The following is a 21,778-nucleotide window of genomic DNA, read 5'->3' as shown; positions in this document are numbered from 1 at the left end:
TCGGCCTGGACACGGCTGGGCCGTCCCGGCCCCTGTACGGCCCCTGGGTCTCGGCATCGGCCCTCAGGACGGTCACCCGGAGGGCGAGCGACAACCTCGATCACCTGCTCCGCTGCAGGTCGGATGGGTTGCAGCTTTCTTGAGCGCCACCGGACTCCAAACACACAAGCAGCGGATTCGGTCCGCCCAGGCAGAGTTGACGTTGCGGCACCTCAGAAAAGGCGTTTCCGCAGGTCACAGACCTGTGCAGGTGGGGCGGGTGGGACTCGAACCCACGGCCGACGGATTATGAGTCCTTCGAGGATCTTGGCGGGCCTTGCCGATCCGCGCCAATTCAAGGCGTTCTTCCAGGTCAGGCGTGTATATCTCTGTCGGCCCCGCATAGTCTTTGTCGGTTGGTTCCTGTCCTTGCGGTCCCTCTGTGGTCCCTGCCGCTCCTTGAGCATGGTCGGGGACTGGCGCGGTGGCTGATGCTCCGTTTCCAGTCCCCGGCCTACTCAGGAGTGCTGTGTGCCCGGCATCGTGTCCCAGAACGCGCACTGGTGTTCCGTCGAGTACCGGTCGTCGTCGATCAGGGCACTCCTGCCCCCCGCCCGCAGCGACAGCGTCAGGCCCTTGCCCCTGTGATAGCCGGGCCAGACCGTCTGCCCGGCGACGGCCGGCCGGCCGGTCTTCGTGAACGCCCCCCAGTACCGCGTCATCTCGCGGGCGAGCCGGCGCTCGTCGGCGTTGAACAGCGGGGCGATGGGTGTGCCGTTGTCGAAGCTTGGCCAGATGTAGGCGAGTTCCGCGGCGTGGCCGGCCCCCCAGACGTAGCCGGGGATCTGCGTCAGGCCAGGGCCGGTCCGGTGGTCGAACTCGTACGCATAGGTGGGGGTGTACCGCTCAAGGGTCCGGGCGAGCGAGCGGAGCCCGCACCCGCCGATCCCCGCGATCATCCCCGAGTCGGTCATGATCCCGCCGATGAGGTACGCCGCGGTGTACCGGTCGGACGTGTCGGGCCAGGGGTAACGGGCGAGGACCTCGTCGGCGCGGGCGCCGGCGATGCCCTGGACGTAGCCGAGGTAGGCCTCCTTGCCCGCGCCTATGTAGCCCGCGGCGAAGGTGCGGCCCTCGTCACGGTTGGCACCGACGACCACGGGCACACGGGTGAATCCCCCGCTGTCCAGCGCCTCGCCTGCTCCGGTCGGGAACGTCGCAGTCCCGTCCACGAAGCCGGCCGGGAAGGTCCGGCTCGCGTCGAGGAGCGTACCCACCGAAGCCGACCGCAGACAGCCGAGGACGGCCGACTGAGCCGTGCCGTCGCAGCCCGCCTGCCGGGCGAACGCCGTCCCGGCGGCCTCCGCCCGGGCCTGCGGCCCGCTGACACAGGAGCCGCTCTGGATCATGGCGCGGGCGAACAGCCCACGCGATCCGGGCGACACCAGATGGCCGCAGACGGACCAGCCGCCCGCGGACTCGCCGTCGATGGTGACCTCACCGGGGTTCCCGCCGAAGGCGGCGATGTTGCGCTGCACCCAGCGCAGCGCGGCCTGCTGGTCCATGAACCCGTAGTTACCGGACTCGCCGCCCTCCTCGGTGAGGGCCGGCAGGCCGAGGAAGCCGAAGGCGCCGAGTCGGTAGTTGAGCGAGACGCCGACGACACCCGTCTCCTTGACGAGCTTCGACTCGTCGTTCTGCGAGCCGCTGCCGTTGGTCAGGCCACCGCCGTGGATGAAGACGTGCACCGGAAGACGGGCGCCGGCCCGTACGCCCGACGGCCGCCACACGTTGACGTCGAGGCAGTCCTCGGTCTCGCTGCGTGGTCCGTTGCCGCTGGGCAGTACGGGGCAGGGATTGCCGAAGTCGGCCGCCTCCCGGACGCCGGTCCACCGCGCCGCGGGCTGCGGCGGCTTCCAGCGCAGGGAGCCGGTGGGCACCGCCGCGTAGGGGATGCCGAGGAACCTCTCGACGCCGTTCGAGGTGGCGCCGCGCACGGCGCCCTTGTCGGTGGGCACCACGGTTCCCGCACTCGCGGACGCCGTCGCGGGCAGCAACCCGACGACGGCGAGGGACATGGCTAACGCGCCGCCCAGGACAGTACGCATTCTGCTGGCAGTCATGGATGGGAACCTCTCTGGCCGGGTGCCGGCCGCGGCGGTGCGGCCGACACCGTTGGTGGTGGAGGGGGAGGGAGCCGGGCCGGGGCCGGCCCGGCATCAGACGCGGCTCGTCACCCGGCCGATGGTGCGAGCCGGGCGGTGAGCGGATGACGTCGACGCCGCAGTACAGGGGGAGCCTCCGCGACGAGGAGCCGACCCACACCTCCCGGTGCCCGGTGCCGAGCACCCAGGCGTGGGAGGACGTGACCGGGTTGTGTCCGCCACGGTGGTGGACCGGGTGATCGCCGCGTGCGGCCGGCTACCGGGACTGTTCGAAGAGCCAGTCGATGACTACGTCGTTCTCGTATGTCTGGGCCCATGCGAAGTGTGGGCTCACCGGTGTCGTTCCGGGCGTATAGCTCGTGAACAGGACGTGACTGCGCGCGGCCCGGGCCTGCCGTAGGAGCTCGCGTGACCGGGCCTCGAATTGCGCCTTCGGCAGATCGTTGGCCCACTCTCCGCGGCTGACCGGTGCACCGGCGGTCTCCAGCGCGTTCATCAGTGTCCAGGTGCCGGGTTTGCCGAACCGGCCCTCCCGGTAAGGGACGACCGGGTCGTCGACGGAGTGGTCGGCCCACATCGGAATGTGCGTGATCCTCTCCATGACGGCCGGGTCGCCCCAGCCGGCCGTGGGCAGGGCAGCCGCGAACACCTCGGGTCGCTTCGCCAGCAGGCTGTAGATGCCACGCCCGCCTGACGACAGGCCGACGACGTAGAGCCGGTCGGTGTCCACGGTGCGGGAGTGCTCGCTCACGAAGGTGTCGATGAGTTCTATCAGCGCGGCCTGGACCTTGGCGTCGGTCCAGTCCGTGCCGTCGGGTCCGTCCATGGGACGGGGCAGGGGGATCTGCGGGGAGAGGACGAACGCGGGGTTGCGGCGCTGTCGTTCCGGTTTGGCGAACGTGACCGCGATCCGGTTGGCAGTGAGCTGGGTCATGTTGTTGTCGGCGACTTCGCCTCCGCCGTGCAGGGTGACGACGAGTGGGTAGCGCGTGCGCGTCCGAGGATTGCGTACGAATCCCTCGGGCTGGTACAGCCGGAAGTCCAGTTCGAAACCCGTGGAGTCGGTGAAGGAACCAGCGGCGAAGTCGTCGACCACGGGAGTGATGAGGTCGTTGTTCCGGCTCGCGAACGGACCGGCCTTGAGCACCGGTTCACCTTCTGGGGTGCGCACGTCCGCGACCTGTCTGACGGAGTAGGCGCGGTCGAGCGGAAGGGGATCGGTGCCGGCGGCCCGCGCATTGGAGTCGTTCGGGTCGAGCTCGACGATCAGGCGGTCCCCCGGCTGTCCGGGATCGGACCGGTCGTCCACTTCGGCGGCGGTGTTGGAGTAGACCCGGGTCACCGTGCGAGCCGCTGTCTGCCCGCCCACAGTGGCCTTCACCTGGAAGGCGGAGGGCGGGATCACCCCGCCGCGTAAGTCGATGCGATGCGAGTACTGGATGGCGACGGCTGTCACCAGCCAGTTGTTCCTCGGCGTCACCCGCGTGACGAGGTCCGTTCGCACGACCGGATTGGGTCCAAAGGCCGCCTGTCGTCCTTCGGATGTGGCTGTCGTGGTGTCGGCGGCCGCGGCGGTCGCCGTGCTCACCGCCGGCGCCGTGACCGCACCTGCCGTGACGGTGAGCACCGTGCGTCTGGTGATCCCTCTCATGGGTCCTCGTCTCAGTCGGTGGGGCACCCGGACCAGGTGCCTGTCGTGTGGATCCGGTCGCCCGGCTCCGGACTCCCGGAAGCGGGCGGCACGTTGTGGGCCTGAGCGGCATGTGCGGTGGCCGCCGGGAGTCCGCGGCCGGCCAAGGCTCCGCTCAGGCCCGGGGCGCCGGTCACAGGGAGAAGGCGCCGGTCACCAGGGCGCCGACGGTCATGACGAGGGTGGTGGCGAAGGCCCAGCGGAAGATGAAGCGCTGATGTTCGCCGAGGGACACACCGCTCATGCCGACCAGGATGAACGTGGACGCGGTGAGCGGGCTGAGCGGGAACCCCGTGGTCATCTGGCCGAGGACGGCGGCCCGGGCTACCTCGGCCGGGTCCGTGCCGAACCCGTTCGCGGTCTCGGCGAGTACCGGCAGCACCCCGAAGTAGTAGGCGTCCGGGGTGAAGAGCAGGCTCAGCGGCATGCCGGTGACGGCCACCGCGACGGGCAGGTGCGACCCGAAGGAGTCGGGGACGACGGAGACGAGCGCCTCGGTCATCTCGTCGAGCATCTTGGTGCCGCTGAGGATCCCGGTGAGGACGCCGGCCGCGAAGATCATCGTGGTGACCAGGACCACGCTCTTGGCGTGCTTGTCGAGCAGCGCCTGCTGCTGTTCCCAGGTGGGGTGGTTGACCAGCACCGCGATCGCGAACCCGAGGACGAACAGCACCGGAAGCGGCAGCACTTCCTGAATCAGGCAGACAACGAGGGCGATGGTGAGCAGGAGATTGAAGATGTTCAGCCAGGTCCGCGGCAGCGGCGGGACACGGACGGTGCCGGGCCCGTCCCCGGGGGATCGGAGGGCCTGCCCTTCGTGCCCGTCGGCCGTCGTGGGAGTGGCCTGCCCGCTCGACTCGGCAGCCGCGGCAGTCGTGGCAGTCGTCGAAGCGGCGGGTTCGTCCCACTCGTCCTCGTCCTTGCGCACGTCCGTGGCCGGACCCCGTGGGGACAGCGCGCCGAGACGGTTGCGCTCCCGGCGGCCGAGCAGGTAGGAGGCCACCAGCACCCAGGCGATGCCGAAGCCCATCGCGGGCAGCACGGGGTTGAAGACCTCGGAACTGTCCAGTTTCAGCGCCGCCATGGCGCGTACGGTCGGGCCACCCCAGGGGATCATGTTCATCACCCCCGCGCCCAGGCAGACCACTCCGGACAGCACCAGGGGGTTCATACCGAGTCTCTTGTAGACCGGCAGCAGCGCGGAAACGGTGATGAGGAAGGTGGAGGCGCCGTCGCCGTCCAGGGCCACGCACAGCGTGAGGACGGCCGTGGCGACGGTGATCCGCAACGGGTCGCCCCGCGCCACGCGCAACAGGCCGCGGATCAGGGGATCGAAGAGCCCGGCGTCCACCATCAGGCTGAAGTACAGGACCGCGAAGGCGATCATGATGCCGGTGGGGGCCACCTTGGACAGCCCGCCGAGAATCAGCTCGCCCAGATCGCCCGCGAAGCCGCCGATGAGCGCCGCCAGCACCGGAAGCAGGATCAGAGCGACCAGCACCGAGGCGCGTTTGGTCATGGTGAGCAGCAGTAAGCCGGCGATCGTGGCGAAGCCCAGGGCTGCCAGCATGGCGGCGCTCGCTTTCTCGGGGACGGCCCTCGGCGACGGTGGGCGGGGGCTGGGCGGGGACAGACCGAGGTGTTACGCGAGAGTTTCGAAGCACCGACGGCTCAGTGTCCAGCATCAAACCGAGATCTGTTCATGCGATAAGCGCATCAATTCAAGCGGGCGCGCCCTACGCTCGTGGGCCATGGAGTCCACCACCTTGCGTCAACTGGCGGCGTACACGGCCGTCGCCCGGGCCGCGAGCTTCACCGCGGCCGCCGCGGAGATGCACGTGTCCCAGTCCTCGCTCAGCCGCGCGGTCGCGGACCTGGAGCGACTGCTCGGCGTCCGACTCCTCGAACGGGACACCCGTAATGTGCAGTTGACCGCGGCGGGCGTCGAAGCCCTGCGTATCGCCGAGCAGATCGTCACCGCTCACCGCGCGGGCATGAAGGAGCTCAGGCGATTCCTGCTCGGCGAGTCGGGAACAGTCGCCGTGGCGACCCTTCCCTCGGTTGCCGCGGTACTCCTGCCGCAGGTGATCTCCGACTTCCGCGAGCGGCGGCCGCAGGTGGCGGTACGCCTCCTCGACGGCCTGGAGCGGCTGGTACTGGACCGGGTCCTGTCCGGTGACGCCGACTTCGCGATCACCACTGTCGGGGACCCTCCCGAACAGTTGGAGCACCGCCCCCTGGTCAGGGACCGCTTCGTCGCGGTGCTGCCGGAAGACCACCCGCTCGCCGACCGCCCCGAGATCGCCTGGGACGACCTGGCTCGTCAGCCGTTCCTGGCCGTCGGGCGCGACTCGAGCGTGCGTCGCCTCACCGATGCGGCGTTCGCCCAGATCGACGTACATGCGGTACCGGCGGCCGAGGCGGGCAGTATCGCGACGGTGGGCGGACTCGTGGCCGCCGGCCTCGGGGTGTCGGCGATGCCCGCCCTCGTGCTCCCGCTGATGGGTGCCGGGCCCGTCGTCTGCCGTCCTCTGGTGGACCCCGTGGTGTACCGGCGCCTGGACATCGCGCTGCGCGTTCGGCGAACGCTCCCGACCGTGACGGAGCGGTTCCTTCAGACGCTCGAAGAGTTCCGTCTCCAGGGCCGCGCTCTTCCGCCCGGGGTTTCCTGGGCATGAGGCCGCCTGGGGTGTGCCAGGGGCCCGAGGCTCCGCACCACCCGGGTCGCCCAACGCTCCCACCCCTTCCCGATTCATGCGTTCTTCGCATGGATTGATGGCCTTCTGTTGCTCGACAGGCATTTCTCTGCTCCTGCAATCTGAAGACCCGAACCGCGACGACCGTGTTGCACCAACGCGGACGACGCGGTCGGGAACCGAGGCGAACCGCAGGGGCGAGGGAGCACATCAGTGTCGGACGACGAGCGGAACACCACCGGACGCGGGCAGTTGCAAGGGCTGAAAGTGGTCGAGTTCGCCCATGTGGTGGCCGGGCCGCTGGCGGGTTCGATGCTCGCCGACCAAGGGGCCGACGTCGTACACGTGGAACCCCCCGGCACCGGAGACGCGGCCCGCGCCATGGGGCCGCAACGTGACGGTGTCCCCCTGTGGTTCAAGGTCGCCGGCCGTAACAAACGCTCGGTCACCCTCGATCTGCATCACGAGGCCGGCCGGACCGTCGCCCGCCGACTCATCGCCTGGGCCGACGTCGTCATCGTCACCCTGCGCGCCGGACGCCTGCGCAGCTGGGGACTCGACTGGGCCTCCGTGCACCGGATCAACCCCCGGGCCGTACTACTGCAGATCTCCGGCTTCGGCGCCACCTCGTCACAGGCGGACGCCCCAGGCTTCGGCAAGATGGGTGAGGCGCGCAGCGGAGTCGTCCACCTGACCGGCTTTCCCGACGGCCCGCCCGTCCACACCGGCTTCTCGCACGGCGACGCCGTGACCGGCCTGATGGGCGCCTACGCCGTCCTGGCCGCCCTGCACCGCCGTGACCACGACCCCGATTTCGACGGCGAGTGGATCGACCTCGCTCTCTTCGAGTCCCTGTTCCGTCTCGTCGAGTGGCAGGTCATCGTCCACGACCAGTTGGGACGAGTGCCCGAACGCTCCGGCAACCAGCTGGCGGTCGCCCCCGCGGCCGTGATCAACACCTACCTCTCCCGCGACGGCGAGTGGATCACAGTGACCTCCGCGACGCTGCGCTCGGTCCGCAACATCGCCCGCCTGCTGGGACTCCCCGAGAAGGAGTTCGCCACGGCGCGGCAACAGCACGACCGGCGCGCACTACTGGACGAGGGCCTGCGGAACTGGGTGGCGGAGCGAGGCACCGGCCAGTGCCTCGAGGAGTTCGCCCGCGCCGAAGTCGTGGCCTCACGGGTGTTCGACGCCGCGGACATCGCCGCCGACCCCGTGTACGCCGAACGCGAAGACATCATCACCGTCGACGACCCCGACCTCGGTCCGGTGCGCATGCAGGCGGTGATCCCGCACTTCCGGCAGCGGCCCGGCCGGGTCTGGCGGACGGGTCCCACCCTCGGGCAGGACAACCACCTCGTCTACGGGCAGTGGCTCGGACTCAGCGAGAACGAGCTGGCCGACCTGGAGAAGAGCGATGTCATCTGAAGCGTCTTCGAAGAGGCTTGCCGAGGTGGACGCGGCAGCGGTCGACCGGCCCCCGCTGCGCTCCCTGCTCTTCGTCCCCGGCACCAGAACCGACTGGCTGCCCAAGGCCCAAGCGGCGGGCGCCGACGCAGCCATCCTCGACCTGGAGGACGCGGTGCCCGCCCCGGGCAAGCTCGCTGCCCGTGCGCAGGTGGCCGACGCCATCGCGCGGGCCGCCGCCGCGCCGGCGGATCAGGCGGGACGGATGGCGCTGTTCGTCCGTGTCAACCCCCTGGACGGTTGGGCGGAGGCCGAGGAACTGCGTGCGGTCGTACGGCCCGGGCTCGCCGGTATCGTGCTCCCCAAAGTCTGCTCCGCCCAGGACGTGAAGCTTGCCGACCGCCTGCTGGGCTGGTGCGAACAGGAACAGGGCCTGTCCCCGGGACAGGTCGCCCTGGTGCCCCTGCTGGAGACGGCCCGTGGCTTGCGCGAGGCCTACGACATCGCCCGAGCCGTCCCGCGTATCGCCTACTTGGGCGCTCTCACCGCACCCGGCGGCGACGTGGAACGCGCCGTCGGTTACCGCTGGAGCCCAGAGGGAACCGAAACGGTGGCACTGCGCTCCCGCGTTCTGCTGGACGCCAGGGCAGCCGAGGTGCCGTGCCCGGTCAGCGGATTGTGGACGCGCATCACCGACCTGCCGGGGCTCCGCGCCTTCGCCGAACAGAACCGCTCCCTCGGCTACGAGGGGATGATGGCGATCCACCCTTCCCATGTCCCCGTGATCAACCAGGTGTTCTCTCCCAGCCCCGACGAACTGGACCGCTGCGCAGAGCTGATAGCAGCGGTCGAGGCGGCACAGGAGGACGGGAGGGGCGCTGTGACCTTCCAAGGCGAGATGGTCGACGAGGCCATGGCCTCTACGGCACGCCTTGTTCTCCGACGACACAGGGCGCAGATTCGGATGACTGATGAACTCCCGCCGTCCGGCCTGTGATCACGAAACGCCGCCCGCTACCGGCGAGGAGATGATCAGGTGGTCGCCGGGCGAGCGCCCACTGATCGTGCGTGGCCTTGGTGATGCTGCCCGCCCACCTGGACGACGCCTCGCCCGTCAGCTCCCGCTTCCGGGCCGCCCACGTCTCGGCGGAGTGCTCCAGGCCGTCAGCGCAACGCGCTTTGAGGTCCTTCGAGGCGAGCGAGCCCAGGTGCGCCCCCACCAAGCGCAGAACCTTCTCGTCCTCAGGCGTGAGGTCCCCCAGCCGGGTACGGATCGCCACACCGGAAGGGCCCAGAGCGACAAACGGCGCCGCCACCTCGCGCAGCCCGCCCATGCCCTCACCCCCGCCCGATGCCGCAGATCCCTCACCGCACAACGAGCCTCTCCCTCAAAGGTCACGCATTCGACCCGAGAACTCCCGTTCCATCGAATCCGCGCGTCGGAGCCGCAGCGCTTACTCATGCACGCTCAAACGTGCCCAGGCACTGTCAGCTGGCAGCAGTTCCCAACCCCCCTGTTCGCGGGGATAGGTCCGCGGTGGACGCCGGCACCCGTGACGACACCGTTCGGCCCCGCACGCGGGGATAGCTCGTAGTCGCCCTGGTATTCGGTGGTCGCGATCTCGTCGGCTCCGCGCAGGCGGGACAGCTCCGCGTTTTATTGCCGGTGCAGTGGAAGGACCGCTGATGCGCCCCGGAGACATCGATCACCGAGGTCAGAAGCCGGCGCAACCATCGATTTCCCCCACGCGTCCCCAACTCCGTCGCACAGCAAAAATGGCACGGGTCTAACATGCGATCGTGCCAGCTCGAAAGGGGCTCTCGAACTCGCCCGCAGCGGATTCCCCTTCCAGCGCACAGGTCCGTCCGCCACCCAGGGTGGAGCCCCAGCGGCCGTTATGGCGGGTGGCCCTACGCCGTGCGGAGACGTCGGCACCGGCTACACCACCGGCGCCCCACGCGACTCCGTCGAGGGACTCGCCGACGGCGCCGTCGAGTTCATCGAGGCCCTCGGCCTCACGCAGGTCGACCTGCTCGGCTGGACCCTGGGCGGCACCGTCGCCCAGCACATCGCCCGCACCCGGCCCCACCTGGTCCGCAAGCTGGTCGTGGCGGCCGCCAACCCCGGCGGCACGATGCCCGGCGCCCCCGACCCGGACCCCAAGGTGCGAGCCACCATGACCAAGCCCGAAGTCACCGGGGACGACCTGGTGTTCCTGTTCTTCCCCGAGACGGACACCGGACGCGCCGCCGGGTACGCACACCTCGCCCGGGTCGCCACCCGGCTGGCCACCGGACGCCCCGACGTGTCCGAGGCAGCGGCCATGGGCCAGATCACCGCGATCGGCAAGGACGCGCAGATCCCCTTCGAGCAGGTGCGGGCGCACCTGGCGTCCATCGAACAACCCGTCCTGTACGCCACCGGCATGCAGGACGCGATGATCCCCGCCCTGGCCTCCTACACCGCCGTCCAGCACCTCAACCACGCCACCCTCGTCGCCTACAGCGACGCCGGGCACGCCTTCCTCTTCCAGCACGCCAAGGACTTCGCCCGCCAGGTGAGCGCCTTCCTCGCCGACTGACCGTTCACACGGACACCGGCCCCACAGGAGGCACCACAAAAGTCGGGACGCCTCCCGCACTGAGGAGAGTCATCGTGCAGGTGACCAGCGACCCGGCGCGCCGGGAGGTCACGCCGCTGGAGCTGTTCTTCGACCTGGTCTATGTCTTCGCGATCGGCCAGTTGTCACACCGGCTCCTCGTACATCCCACCTGGACCGGCGCCGCCCAGGCGCTCGTGCTCTACCTCGCCGTCTACGCGGCGTGGGCGTACACCACCTGGGCGGTCACCCTCGTCCCGGCCGAGAACCCGCGGACCAGGCGGATGCTGCTGGGGGTCATGCTCGCGGGGCTGTTCATGAACGCCGCGATCCCACGAGCCTTCGGCGACGCCGGCTGGGTCTTCGTCGCCACCTTCCTGCTCATTCACATCGGCCGGACCGTGTGGCTGCTGGCCGTCGGTCTCGACCGGGTCAACCAGGAGCACTTCATCCGCGTCCTGGTCTGGTTCGTCGCGGCCGCACCTCTGTGGCTGATCGGCGCGGCGGTCGACGGCGGCGCGCGGCTGACCTGGTGGGCCGTCGCCATCCTGATCGAGCTGGCGGGCACCTGGGCGGCGCATCCACTGCCCGGCCGCAGGCTGGACTCCCGAGAGGTCGCCTTCGCCGGCGGCCACCTGCTGGAACGCGGCCGACTGTTCATGATCATCGCGTTCGGCGAGACGATCATGACCACCGGCACCGCGCTCACCACGGCGCCGTACGCGCCCATGACCCTGCTGACCAGCGGTGTCGCGCTCACCGGCACCATCGCGTTGTTCTGGCTGTTCTTCAGCCGCTCAGAACACGTCGTCCGCCACTACGAGCGGACCGAGGACCCCATACGGGCGGGGCGCAGCGGCGTCATCAGCCTCATGGCCTCCGTCGCCGGAGTCATCGCCGCCGCCGCGGGCGACGAACGGGTCATCGCCCATCCGGTGGAGCACGCCGGAATCACCACGAACCTGCTCCTCTTCGGCGGGCCGGCCCTCTACATCGGGGCGCAGACCTGGCACGGGGCGACCCTGTTCGACGCACTGAGCCCGGCACGGCTGGTCACGCTGTCCGCCCTGGTCGTCGGATGCGCGGTCACGACAGCGGTGCCGGCCTGCCTGTCGGCCGTCGTCGCCGCCGCAATAGTCGTCGCGCTGGCCGTGTTCGAAGACCGCCATCAGCCGGGGAGGGCGCGTGCGAAGCCGATCCCACCGCGCTGACCTCCACCGATGCGCTTGCTCACCGACCGACTCACCGGAGCCTTCCATGAACCTTTCCACTCACACCGTCCTCGTCACCGGGGCCGACCGGGGCCTTGGCCGGGCGCCATGACGCAGGAGGCCAGCGTGCTGATCTGCGACGACCAGGAGTTGATGCGGGCCGGCCTGCGCTTGGTCGTGGACGGCCAGCCGGACCTCACGGTCGTCGGCGAGGCCGGGGACGGCGAGGCGGCAGTGGCGCAGGCGCTCACCCTGCGCCCGGACCTCGTCCTCATGGAGGTACGGCTGCCCTGCCTGGACGGCATCTCGGCGACCGAGCAGGTTCGGGCCGCGTTGCCCCGGACGCAGGTACTGGCCCTCACCATGTGCGACCGCGACGAGTACGTCTACGCCTCGCTGCGTGCGGGAGCGAGCGGCTTCCTCGTCAAGGACGCGCCGACCGCCGAGCTGCTCGTGGCCATCCGCAGCGTCCTGCGCGGCGACAAGGTCATCGCCCCCTCGGTGACGCGGCGGCTGATCGACCGCTACATCACAGGTGCCCTCGCTCCGCTCACCGACGCAACGCTCGACGTGCTCTCCGACCGCGAGCGCGAGGTGCTGAGCCTGGTGGCCCGCGGACTGAACAACGCGGAGATCGCGGGGAAGCTGTTCCTCGGCGAGACCACGGTCAAAACCCACGTGGCCAGGATCCTCACCAAACTGCGCCTTCGCGACCGGATTCAGGCCGTCGTCTTGGCCTACGAGAGCGGACTGGTTCGTCCTGGCGGGTGACCCCGTCGGGCGCTCGGGATGGTTTGCGACGACGTCGAGCGCGCCGAGAAGTACGGATGGGTGACCCGGGCCGTCCCCGACGCCGAGCTCGATGACCTCGTCAACGGCGTGGCAGCGCGCATCGCGTCCTTCGACAGGGCGTCCGTCCTGGGCGCGAAGGCGCAGATCAACCGGTCGACGCTGCCGCCGGTGGCCGACCTGCGCGCGTCCTGGGCGGAGTTCGCCGAGTCGGTCCGCAGCTGGGCAAGGTCATCGCCGAGGTCGGTCTCGATGAGATCGAGCGGAATCTCAGCTATTACGCCGGGCTCATCAACCAGCAGGCATAGGCGCCGTGCGGGGAAACGAGGAAGGACCTCCATGACCAGGGACCGTGTCCTGCCGACCGGCAGACGAACTGCCGTGCAGCACAGGGAACTTCTCACGCTGGTGGCGATGTGCCTGGGCGTGATGATGACGTTCCTGCTCATCACCGCCACCATCTCGGCGCTGTCGGCGATCCAGGCCGATCTGCACGTCAGCCCGAGTGCGCTGATCTGGATTCCCAGCGCGTACACGCTGGTCGTGGCCAGTCTGGTGCTGTCGGCCGGCACGCTGGGCAACCTCCTCGGCCGCAAGCGGATGTTCTGCGCCGGTGCGGTGGTCATGATCGCGGGAGGGCTGCTCGCCGCGACCGCCGACACCACCGCCGTGGTGATCGCCGCGCAGCTGATCTCCGGCCTCGGCGGCGCACTGATCCTGCCCAACAGCCTGGCCATCCTCGGTTCGACCTTCACAGACCCGCAGCGGCGGACCGAGGTGATCACTGTCTGGGCGGCGGCGTCGGGCATCGGCCTGGCCATCGGCCCGCTGCTCGCCGGTGTCCTGCTCGACCATTCCAGCTGGCACGCGGTGTTCGTGTCGAACCCCGTTCTGGGCGTGATCACGCTGCTGGTCGCGGTCCCGTTCGCCACGGAGTCCCTGGCCCGCGGCGAACGCCTGGACGTGGCCGGTGCGCTGCTGGGCACGGTGACGATCGCGGCTCTGGTCTACGCGCTCATCCAGGGCGGCCAGGACGGATACACCGCCCCGCCCGTGATGGCCGCGTGGATCGTGACGGTGGTCGGCGCGGTGGCGTTCGTCGTCGTGGAACTACGTGTCGCGGTGCCGATGCTCGACGTGCGGCTGTTCGCCTCGCGCTCGTTCAGCGCCGAGCTCCTGGAACGCTCGGGCGACAGGGGCGGGGCTGCCACCCTGCTCACCTCGCTGCTGGCCGACATGATCCGTGTCCGGGGCAGCGGCCACCCGCGCACACGCGAGGCCGCGGAGGCGCCGGCACGCTGCGGCAAGCGGGAGATCAGATGAGGTTCGTCGGTCTCCAAGTCCTCGTATCCGCCCCGCCGAGACAGCCGGCGGGGAGAAACCGCAGGGCGTTCGGCAGGAGAGTCAGGACCCTTCACGATCACCCGGAAGGCCATCACCGTCTGGCCGATACTGACCTCGCACCGTGGCTGATCGCTCTGGAGACGGTTCAGTCGACGGCGTCGCGCAGCAGATCCCGCAGTTTCAGTGCCGCCGGTAGCGGGGCAACAGGCAGCGCCACATGGACGGTCCGGCGCAGGGCCGAGTCGGTGAGGCGGCGCAGGACGAGTTCGTCGGGGACCGCCTGTGCGGCCAGCGAGGGCACCAGCGCCACTCCCAACCCGGCAGCCGCGTAACCGAACTTCGCCGTCCACTCCGCGATCCGGATGATCTTCCTGGGCGTGAAGCCCGCCCGTGCGCAGGCGTCGGCGAGCATCGTGGGACGGTCGCCGTACGCGCTGTGAAGCCATGCCTCGTCGTGCAGTTCACGCAGGTCGACCGCCCCTGCTCCGGCCAGGCGGTGCCCGCGTGGGAGAGCCACGAACAGTTCGTCCTCGCACAGCACGGTCGTCGTGACACCGTCGGCCGACGGCAGACCGGACGGGTAGTCGCTGACGACGGCCAGGTCCAGCGCCCCGTCCGCAAGACGCTGCATCAGCGTGTCGGTCCAGCCCTCCACCGCGACGACTTCGACATCCGGCCTGGTGTCCCGGAGCGCCCGGAGGGCGGTGGGCACCAGCGAGATGTTGGCGGTGGCGAACGCGCCTGCGTGCAGCAGTCCGCCGAGCCCCGCGTGCAGCACGGCCAGCTCCCGCTCCGCCCGCGACAACCGGTCGAGCACCTCCATGGCGTGCCGGTGCAGCGTGCGGCCGGCGGGATTGAGCCGTACGCCCCGAGGGAGGCGCTGGAACAGCGGCCCGCCCGCCTGCTGTTCCAGCGCGGCGATCCGCCGGGACACCGCGGACTGTGTGTAGTTGAGTTGGACCGCCGCTTTCGTGAACGACCCGGTATCGGCCACGGCCACCAGCAGCCGCAGCGCGTCGACCTCGAACACGTTCCTCCCTCCGAGATCCGCCTCCCCGTATCACCATCCTCGCATGACACATTCCTTCAGCGCATAGATCCCATGCAATCCAGTCGCTGGTGGAATGCCGTGTCCGGCCATAACGTCGTTCACGCGGCGGGGCTCTGCAGGGGGATGCGCCCCGCCGCACCCTGGCCCACGAGATCCGAGGGGGAAATGTGTCGCTGCGACAGGAAGTCCAGACGGGGTGGGACCGGTGACCCGGGGGGCCGCGCTCTCCTTGCCGACGATGCTGGCCGATCTGGAGACACTCGTGCTCTGCGAGTCCTTCTCAGCCGACCACGCGGCGGTGGCGCGCAGCGCCGAGGTGGTCGGCGCCCTCGGGACGACGCTTCTGGGAACCGGGCCGGAGACCATCGCGATCGACGGAGTGACCCATCTGCGCTGGACCTTCGGCACCCCGCGGGTCCTCCTGGTGGGACACCACGACACGGTGTGGCCCATGGGCTCGCTCCAGAACCACCCCTGGTCGGTGACCGACGGAATCGCCCGCGGCCCCGGGGTCCTGGACATGAAGGCGGGCCTGGTGCAGATGTTCCACGCGCTGGCCTCCCTGCCCTCCCCGGACGGGGTGTGCGTACTGGTCAGCGGGGACGAGGAGGTCGGCTCCGCGACATCCCGGGAGCTGATCGAGGAAGCCGCGCGGGGGTGCAGGGCCGCTTTCGTACTGGAGGCGGCCGCGGACGAGCAGGGTGCGCTCAAGACCGCCCGCAAGGGCACCTCGCGGTACGAGGTCGTGGTGCGCGGCCGGGCCGCGCACGCGGGTCTGGAACCGCAGAAAGGAGTCAACGCGGCGGTCGAGGCCGCTCATCAGGTGCTGTCCATCGCCGACCTCGGAGCCTCGTTACTCGGAGCCTCGTCGGGTGCCGACGGCGGCGCCCACCCCGTTCTGGGCCTCGCGACCGTCACGCCCACCCTGCTGTCCGCCGGCACTGCCCGCAACACGGTGCCCGCGCTGGCCCGGGTGTCGGTGGACGTGCGCGTGCCGACGACTGCGGCGCAGGACCGGGTCGACGAGCTCATGCGGGGCCTCAGCGCCCGGACTCCCGGAGCCCGGCTCGAGGTGCTGGGCGGCAGGCAACGGCCTCCCATGACACCGGAATCGTCCGCCGAACTGTTCGCCCTCGCCTCCCGGCTCGCCACGGAGTCGGGCCAGGAACCGCTGCGGGGGATCGCCGTCGGCGGCGCCTCGGACGGCAACTACACCGCGGCGGTGGGCTGTCCGACGCTGGACGGCCTGGGTGCCGTGGGCGCAGGCGCGCACGCCGACAGCGAGTACGTCGAGGTGGCGCGGATGGTCCCCCGCGCCCGTCTGCTAGCCCGGCTCATCGAGCACACGACCGGTGGAACACGCGACCGGCTGAAGCAGCCTTGACGAGGCCGCTCCGATACGAAACCGAGGTCCCTGCATGAGCGTGCCGGGTTCCCCGCCCCCTGAAGTCGCCGGACTGGCTTCCCGTGAAAACTTCGGCCTACTCGAACACACCTTCCTGCCGAGGAAGGAGGTCGACGTGCAGGCGAAGCGCAGCGGACTGTTCATCGCCGCTTTCCTGACCGCCATCGCCTGCCTGGCGACCGGGGGCAGCCTGTTGTGGCTCTTCGTGGACCGGGTGCTCACGTTGTACCCCTGCTCGTCGTACCCCTTCTCATCGCCGTAGTCAGCGGTGCCTCGCGTCGGGAGCTTGCCCATGAGCTTTCTGACGGAGCCGTGGTGTCACCCCGGGGTCCTTGCTGCCTCCCTACTGGGCAACCGTCGCCGGCGGTCCAACGGGGAGCGAACACTGTCTAGTCAATAGAGCCCAGCTGAACATTGGAGAGTGCTCCGTTGGTTTCCAAGATTCGTGTCCTTCTGGGCATGCTCGTGCTCCTGGCGCTGGCCATCGGCGCCACCGCCCTGCTCGCGGCCATGAAAGCCGATGCCGTCTGGTTCAGGATCGTTCCTCCCGGCATCATCTTGTTCGGCGCGCCCGTCGCCCAGTCGCTCGGATGGTTCGACAAGAAGGCCGGTAACTGACCTGGCGGCTCGCAGGTCGGGGTGGATGGTCTCCGAGTGGATGAAGCACGCGGGTGAGGTCGGCGGCTCGCAGGGCACACGGTTCTACTGCAGCGCCCTGCTCTGAGGTTCCCCCGAGATGCGGGGAAGAAGGCCCGCCGCAAGGTGTCGCGGGCGCCGGCCACGTAGCGGGCCGCCGCGCCGGCACTGGAGCAGAAGGCGGTTTTGACCTCCGGCTCGTTCGACACGAAGTTCGCCGACATCGAGGCGGTGGCCGCCCACCACGGCAACAACCACGAGGTGCTGGTCGCCCGCTTCCACAAGCCGGACCGGGCGCCGATGTTCGACCTGGTGGGCACGCTGGAGTTCGAGGGGGTCAGCGAGGACCGGCGGGTGCCGGACGCGCTGGCGCCCGCGCGGGCCCGCCAGAGCGCGACCCGGAGTGCATCTCGGAGCTGTACGAGGGGCAGCCGGGAGCGACTGCCCCTGCGTATCCGCGTGCATCGTGTCCGGCTTCATCTCGGAGGCGTTCTTCAGCAGCTCGTCGATGATGTACACGGCCTCCCACACGCCACAGTCCGCAGGTGCTCAGCCAGGTAGGTGAACACCAACGTCTCGAAGCGCCGCCGGTCCAGCATGCCAGGCCTCTTGCGGTCCCGTACGGCCCGCTGCCAGCTGATTTTCTCGAATTCCACAGGGGTTCAGGCACCATCGGGCGTTCCCGGCCTCGGCGCCCTCTCTCCTGCGCTCTCTTCGTTCAGGCGGCCGACCGCCCACGGCAAGAGTTCCTTCGCCAGAGCAAGGCTGAACGGCCTGGCCAATGAGCTGAGTTCGGCGCAGGCCGTGGGACCGAGCGTGAGGTACGGGAGGGCGGCCAGCCTGTCGGTGGTGTGCTCGATCTCCGCCCTGCGCCGCGCCCCTTCCTCGGTCAGCGCCAGGTCCGGTCCGTCGTCGAGCCATCCACGCTCACGTAGGCTCTGCACGGCCTCGCCCCACTGCTGCGGCGTCCATGCCCTCGAGTCGCGCAGGACCCCTGCATCGACGTCGCCTGCGGCGGCATGCGTGACGAGAGCTTCGATCCCGCTCAGTCCGGCGGTCAGCAGTGCCCCCACATGGCCGTCGCCACGGAACTCCCTCAGCAGAGTCTGCGCGTGCCAGAGCACGAGGTGGGGCTCGCTCGGCCACGACAGTGCGGCGTGCGCGGCGAAAAGTGGGCGGCCTTGCGGGTGGTGCACAGTCACTTCCGCTGCAGTACGGGCCAGTTCCGCCGCGCGGGCCATCGCCGGTGAGAAGACCTCCGCGCCGAGGATGCGGCGGAGCGTGGCATCGATCCCCGCGAGCCGGGCAGCGGTGAACTGCTGCGGCGTAGCGGCCTCCCATGCCGCGGGTATGGCCCGGCGCACCAGTTGTGGACTGAAGTTGTAGAACGTGGCGATGACCACCTCCGCCGAAGCCGCGCCGAGCGCGGCCGAACGGGACGCGAAGTACCCCGTCCTGGCGTCCACGCCCAACTCGCCGTACCGGCCTGCCGCTTCGGGCGAGAAGTAGACGGCCCCGTGGTAGGGCTCGAGGGTTCTCCAGGTCTCGCGCGCGTTGGCGAGGCTGTCGCGGGTCAGGTTCTGTGCCTGCGCCTGCGCCTGCGCCATGAGCGGCTCTCCGTCCTGTTACGGATGAAACGTTGGTGTTCATCGAGCACATGAAGGCGGCGGGACACCCCGCGAAACGTACCGCCTGGTCGGTAACCTATCGGAGTGCGGCTCCGGCGACTACTGCCCTGCTGCCAGTTCTCCGCCGCCGGTCCACGAAGACCAGGACGACGTAAATCCGTCCTAGAAAGCGGAGTTGGCGAACCAGTGACTCAGCAGGTCGTCGTCTCCGTCACGTGCGAAGCTCGCCGCGTCGTGGTGCAGTCGGCCGTAGACGAGCAGCAACAGATCGGCGGCGGTTCCATGAACGGTCGAGTCGGCGGTTTCGGCAGCACCCGGGTTCGTGTCGAGCCCGAAGCCGTCGGGCCGCAGGCGGACAAGCCAGTTTTCCTCACCGTCGGTCGCGCGGAAGCGGATGGCCTTGTCGGGACCGCGCAGGTTCGCGATGTGGGGCGCGAAGGAGGTGGCGAAGGGCAGATTGACGAGGAACTCGTCGACCCCGTCCACGGCCGACGGGCGGTCGATCGTGGGCCGGCGGCCCAGGGCCAGTTCGGCGTCGACCCGGTGCAACAGGGTCTCGAAGAGCATCCGGCGTGCCCAGAAGCGGGCGTGCTGATCGACGCCCCATGCCCACATGGGCAGGTCCGGGTCGGTGGCCGCGAAGGCTTGCGCTGCCACGGTCGCACTGTCGGTCAGCCAGTCCGGGTACTCTTCCCGCCGCTCCGGGAGCCGCAGGTCCACCTCCCGCGAGCGCGGGGGCTCCTGGATGCGCGCGCGCAGAAGACTCGAGAACCAACGCTGGACGCCACCGGTGTGCTTGACCAGGTCTGCCAGGCTCCAACCGGGACAGCTCGGCACGGCGGTCGTCAGGTCGGCATCCTTGAGGGCTGCGACGAGTCGGGCGGTCTCCACCGCGATCGCGGCGCGGTGGTCGACCGGCGCGGGTCCGTGTGCGGGGCGGTCCAACGAGTTCATCGTGGGAGTCTTTCTCTGGGTGACGGCTTGGGGTGACCCCGGGTCGGCCGCCGGCAGGCGGCAGAACCTGTCGCGCCGCAGGCGCTCAGCGGCGGGTGCCGGCACCTATGGCTTCACGACCCTCTCGATGGTCGCACCCGCATGCGCGCCCCACCCACACGGGGATCCCTCGCCGTCCGTCTGGCGCACTTCGCTCGCGCCGCGTAGGTGTCTTTTCCGATCCTTGTGTCCAACCTGCGTCCAGAACGCGTTCCGGACGGACACGTGAAGCCGGCTTCCGAGGCGATCGCTCCAGCTCGGCAATGGGCCTTGGACGCGCGAGCAGCGGATTCGCCTTCCACCGCGCATACCCCGCGCCGGCCCCGAGGGGTATCCGTGGCCGTGGACCGTGGACCACGCCCGCGCCCTGCGCGTCTCGCGCCGCCGGGCTCCTGGCCGACGCGCCTGGCGGGTGATCCGGCGGAGGCGGTGCCACTCGCTCCGGCGGGCGGGCGCGTCCCCGTCGATCCGGTGGACGCCCCGTCGGCGATCTAGCGGGGGGACCCGGTGTGCTCCCGCACAGTCGCCGCCTCGCTCGCCGTCGTCCCGGCCCCCGGCTCGGCGCTCTTCTTCGCGAACCCGCGCCGGCCCGGCAGGACCGCGAGGACGATCAGGGTTCCGGCGGCCATGATGATCCCGCCGATGAGGCTGGTCTGGGCAACTCCGTGGGCGAATGCCTGGTGGACGGCGTCCACGGCGGCCTGGGCTTGCTGGGGCCCGACGGAGGGATCCTGCGCGACCCGCTGCGCGACTGCCAGGCCGGCGCCGACCGAGTCCTTGGCGGTCTCCATCGCCTCCGCCGGGAGCCGGTTGCCCACCAGGTCGGTCAGTTCGTCGCGGTAGGCCGTGCCCAGCAGCGAGCCCAGCACCGCGATGCCCAGCGCCCCGCCCAGCTCCAGCGCGGTGTCGTTGACACCGCCGCCGACGCCCAGCTCGGACTCGGGGAAGGAGCCCATGATCGTGTCGGTGGCCGGGGAGATGGCCAGACCGAGCGCGAGGCCCAGCATCATCAGCGGCACCAGGAAGTCCCCGTACGTCGACCCTTTGTCGATCTGGGTGAGCAGGAACATGCCCGCCGTGCCGACGGTCAAGCCGGTCACGGCCATCACCCTCACCCCCAGCTTCGGGGCGAGCACCCCGGTCAGCGCGGACCCGAGGAACACCGCCCCGCCCAGCGGCAGCAGCCGTAGGCCCGTGTCCAGGGCGTCGTAGCCGAGGACGAACTGCAGGAACTGCGTCGCGTAGTAGAGCACGGCGAACATACCGAAGAAGAAGAACATCACCGCGAGCATCGAACCGGTGAAGGGCCGCAGCGCGAACTTTCGGACGTCCAGCATCGGGTGCGGGTGCCGCAGCTCCCAGGCGACGAAGGCGAGCAGACCGACGCCGGCGACCACGGCGGCGGCGACGGGGCCGACGCCCCAGCCGGAGTGCGGGCCCTCGATGGCGGCGTAGATCAGGGAGCCGACGGTGACGATCGACAGCAGACCACCGACGTAGTCGATCCGGCCCATGCCCTCCGCCTTGGACGGCGGTACCAGGGCGAGCGCGCCGACCACGGCGAGGAGGGCGATCGGCACGTTGATCAGGAAGGTCGAGCCCCAGGCGTGGTCCTCCAGCAGCCAGCCGGAGACCAGCGGGCCGACGGCTACCGCCACCCCGGAGGTCGCGGCCCAGGCGGTGATGGCCTTGGCCCGCTCGCTGCGAGGGAAGGTCGCGACCACCAGGGACAGCGTGGCCGGCATCACGACCGCGGCACCGACACCCATGATCGCGCGGGCCACGATGACCAGCGAGGTCTCGTCGACCAGGCTCCCCATCACCGAACCGCCGGCGAAGATCAGCAGACCCAGCACCAGCGCGCCGCGCCGGCTGTACTTGTCGCCGATCGCGCCCAGCACCAGCATCAGCGCCGCGTACGGAACGGTGTAGCTGTCGACGACCCACTGCAGATCACTGCTGCTCAGGCCCAGGTCGGTGGTCATGTCGGGGGCGGCGACGATCAGCGACGTGTTCGCCATCACCGTGATCAGCAGGCTCAGGCACAGCACGAGCAGCGCCCACCAGCGCCGCGCGTAAGGCCCGGTCATTTTCTCCACGGGGGTGTTCACAAGGAAGGACATCAGTAGCTCCTGAGAGGGACGGGGCGGACGAGCGGAATCACTTGACTGCCCGTGCGAC

At 70.0% G+C, this 21,778-nt stretch carries 17 protein-coding genes and 2 pseudogenes; 10 read left to right on the top strand and 9 right to left on the bottom strand.

The genetic code is table 11. The annotated features are described in order from the left end of the window. Positions 1-497: 497 nt before the first annotated feature. From B5557_RS30700 to B5557_RS30690, 3 genes are all read right to left on the bottom strand, one after another. The gene (locus B5557_RS30700; RefSeq protein WP_231976085.1) at positions 498-2,102 is read right to left on the bottom strand and encodes a carboxylesterase/lipase family protein; all 1,605 of its coding nucleotides are present in this window, start codon (positions 2,100-2,102) and stop codon (positions 498-500) included. 298 nt (positions 2,103-2,400) lie between these two features. After that, positions 2,401-3,648: a prolyl oligopeptidase family serine peptidase gene (locus B5557_RS30695; protein ID WP_231976084.1), complete on the bottom strand. Its 1,248-nt coding sequence runs from the start codon at positions 3,646-3,648 to the stop codon at positions 2,401-2,403. Between the two features lie 319 nt (positions 3,649-3,967). Continuing rightward, complete coding sequence (locus B5557_RS30690) at positions 3,968-5,404, bottom strand: CitMHS family transporter (RefSeq protein ID WP_079662490.1); 1,437 nt, start codon at positions 5,402-5,404, stop codon at positions 3,968-3,970. Between the two features lie 181 nt (positions 5,405-5,585). Between B5557_RS30690 and B5557_RS30685 the strand changes: the two genes are divergently transcribed. From B5557_RS30685 to B5557_RS30675, 3 genes are all read left to right on the top strand, one after another. Then, positions 5,586-6,512, top strand: coding sequence for a LysR family transcriptional regulator (locus B5557_RS30685; protein ID WP_079662489.1), 927 nt, complete (start codon positions 5,586-5,588; stop codon positions 6,510-6,512). Positions 6,513-6,743: 231 nt separating this feature from the next. Continuing rightward, positions 6,744-7,961 (top strand): CaiB/BaiF CoA transferase family protein, encoded by a 1,218-nt coding sequence (locus B5557_RS30680; RefSeq protein ID WP_079662488.1) that lies wholly within the window; start codon positions 6,744-6,746, stop codon positions 7,959-7,961. Between the two features lie 25 nt (positions 7,962-7,986). Then, entirely contained in the window at positions 7,987-8,937 is a 951-nt protein-coding gene (locus tag B5557_RS30675) for an HpcH/HpaI aldolase/citrate lyase family protein (protein ID WP_231976083.1), read from the top strand. Between the two features lie 43 nt (positions 8,938-8,980). Here B5557_RS30675 and B5557_RS45405 read toward each other — a convergent pair. Beyond that, positions 8,981-9,274: pseudogene (locus B5557_RS45405) on the bottom strand (hypothetical protein); the annotation flags it as partial. A 564-nt stretch (positions 9,275-9,838) separates the two neighbouring features. Here B5557_RS45405 and B5557_RS30665 point away from each other — a divergent pair. The 4 genes from B5557_RS30665 to B5557_RS45400 all read left to right on the top strand — a co-directional run bounded on the left by B5557_RS30665 (position 9,839) and on the right by B5557_RS45400 (position 13,863). Next, the gene (locus B5557_RS30665; RefSeq protein WP_079662486.1) at positions 9,839-10,522 is read left to right on the top strand and encodes an alpha/beta fold hydrolase; all 684 of its coding nucleotides are present in this window, start codon (positions 9,839-9,841) and stop codon (positions 10,520-10,522) included. A gap of 74 nt (positions 10,523-10,596) precedes the next feature. Further along, on the top strand, positions 10,597-11,751 hold the full coding sequence (locus tag B5557_RS30660) for a low temperature requirement protein A (RefSeq protein ID WP_079662485.1): 1,155 nt from the start codon (positions 10,597-10,599) through the stop codon (positions 11,749-11,751). Between the two features lie 108 nt (positions 11,752-11,859). Further along, positions 11,860-12,522, top strand: coding sequence for a response regulator (locus B5557_RS30655; protein ID WP_079662484.1), 663 nt, complete (start codon positions 11,860-11,862; stop codon positions 12,520-12,522). Between the two features lie 18 nt (positions 12,523-12,540). Continuing rightward, positions 12,541-13,863: an MFS transporter gene (locus B5557_RS45400; protein WP_231976082.1), complete on the top strand. Its 1,323-nt coding sequence runs from the start codon at positions 12,541-12,543 to the stop codon at positions 13,861-13,863. Between the two features lie 166 nt (positions 13,864-14,029). Here the strand turns inward: B5557_RS45400 and B5557_RS30640 are convergent, their stop codons facing one another. Further along, positions 14,030-14,914, bottom strand: coding sequence for a LysR family transcriptional regulator (locus B5557_RS30640; RefSeq protein WP_079662483.1), 885 nt, complete (start codon positions 14,912-14,914; stop codon positions 14,030-14,032). 259 nt (positions 14,915-15,173) lie between these two features. Between B5557_RS30640 and B5557_RS30635 the strand changes: the two genes are divergently transcribed. From B5557_RS30635 to B5557_RS30625, 3 genes are all read left to right on the top strand, one after another. After that, positions 15,174-16,319 (top strand): M20 family metallopeptidase, encoded by a 1,146-nt coding sequence (locus B5557_RS30635; RefSeq protein WP_079665095.1) that lies wholly within the window; start codon positions 15,174-15,176, stop codon positions 16,317-16,319. A gap of 34 nt (positions 16,320-16,353) precedes the next feature. Then, entirely contained in the window at positions 16,354-16,602 is a 249-nt protein-coding gene (locus B5557_RS30630; RefSeq protein ID WP_079662482.1) for a hypothetical protein, read from the top strand. Between the two features lie 197 nt (positions 16,603-16,799). After that, the gene (locus B5557_RS30625; RefSeq protein WP_231976081.1) at positions 16,800-16,958 is read left to right on the top strand and encodes a hypothetical protein; all 159 of its coding nucleotides are present in this window, start codon (positions 16,800-16,802) and stop codon (positions 16,956-16,958) included. Between the two features lie 450 nt (positions 16,959-17,408). On the opposite strand, the pseudogene B5557_RS46345 reads toward B5557_RS30625, so the two are convergent. The 4 genes and pseudogenes from B5557_RS46345 to B5557_RS30605 all read right to left on the bottom strand — a co-directional run. After that, positions 17,409-17,513 (bottom strand): annotated as a pseudogene (locus B5557_RS46345) (Tn3 family transposase); the annotation flags it as partial. Positions 17,514-17,638: 125 nt separating this feature from the next. Beyond that, positions 17,639-18,583, bottom strand: a complete 945-nt coding sequence (locus B5557_RS30615; RefSeq protein WP_079662479.1) for an SCO6745 family protein — start codon at positions 18,581-18,583, stop codon at positions 17,639-17,641. Between the two features lie 183 nt (positions 18,584-18,766). After that, positions 18,767-19,558 carry a maleylpyruvate isomerase family mycothiol-dependent enzyme gene (locus B5557_RS30610; protein ID WP_079662478.1) on the bottom strand — a complete coding sequence of 264 codons (792 nt, stop codon included), beginning with the start codon at positions 19,556-19,558 and terminating at the stop codon, positions 18,767-18,769. A gap of 530 nt (positions 19,559-20,088) precedes the next feature. Continuing rightward, positions 20,089-21,720, bottom strand: a complete 1,632-nt coding sequence (locus tag B5557_RS30605; protein ID WP_079662477.1) for an MFS transporter — start codon at positions 21,718-21,720, stop codon at positions 20,089-20,091. Between the last annotated feature and the right edge of the window lie 58 nt (positions 21,721-21,778).

The organism is Streptomyces sp. 3214.6 (assembly GCF_900129855.1).
GTDB lineage: Bacteria > Actinomycetota > Actinomycetes > Streptomycetales > Streptomycetaceae > Streptomyces > Streptomyces soliscabiei.
The sequence above is the reverse complement of the archived record's forward strand: the minus strand, read 5'-3'. Positions and strand labels throughout refer to the sequence as shown.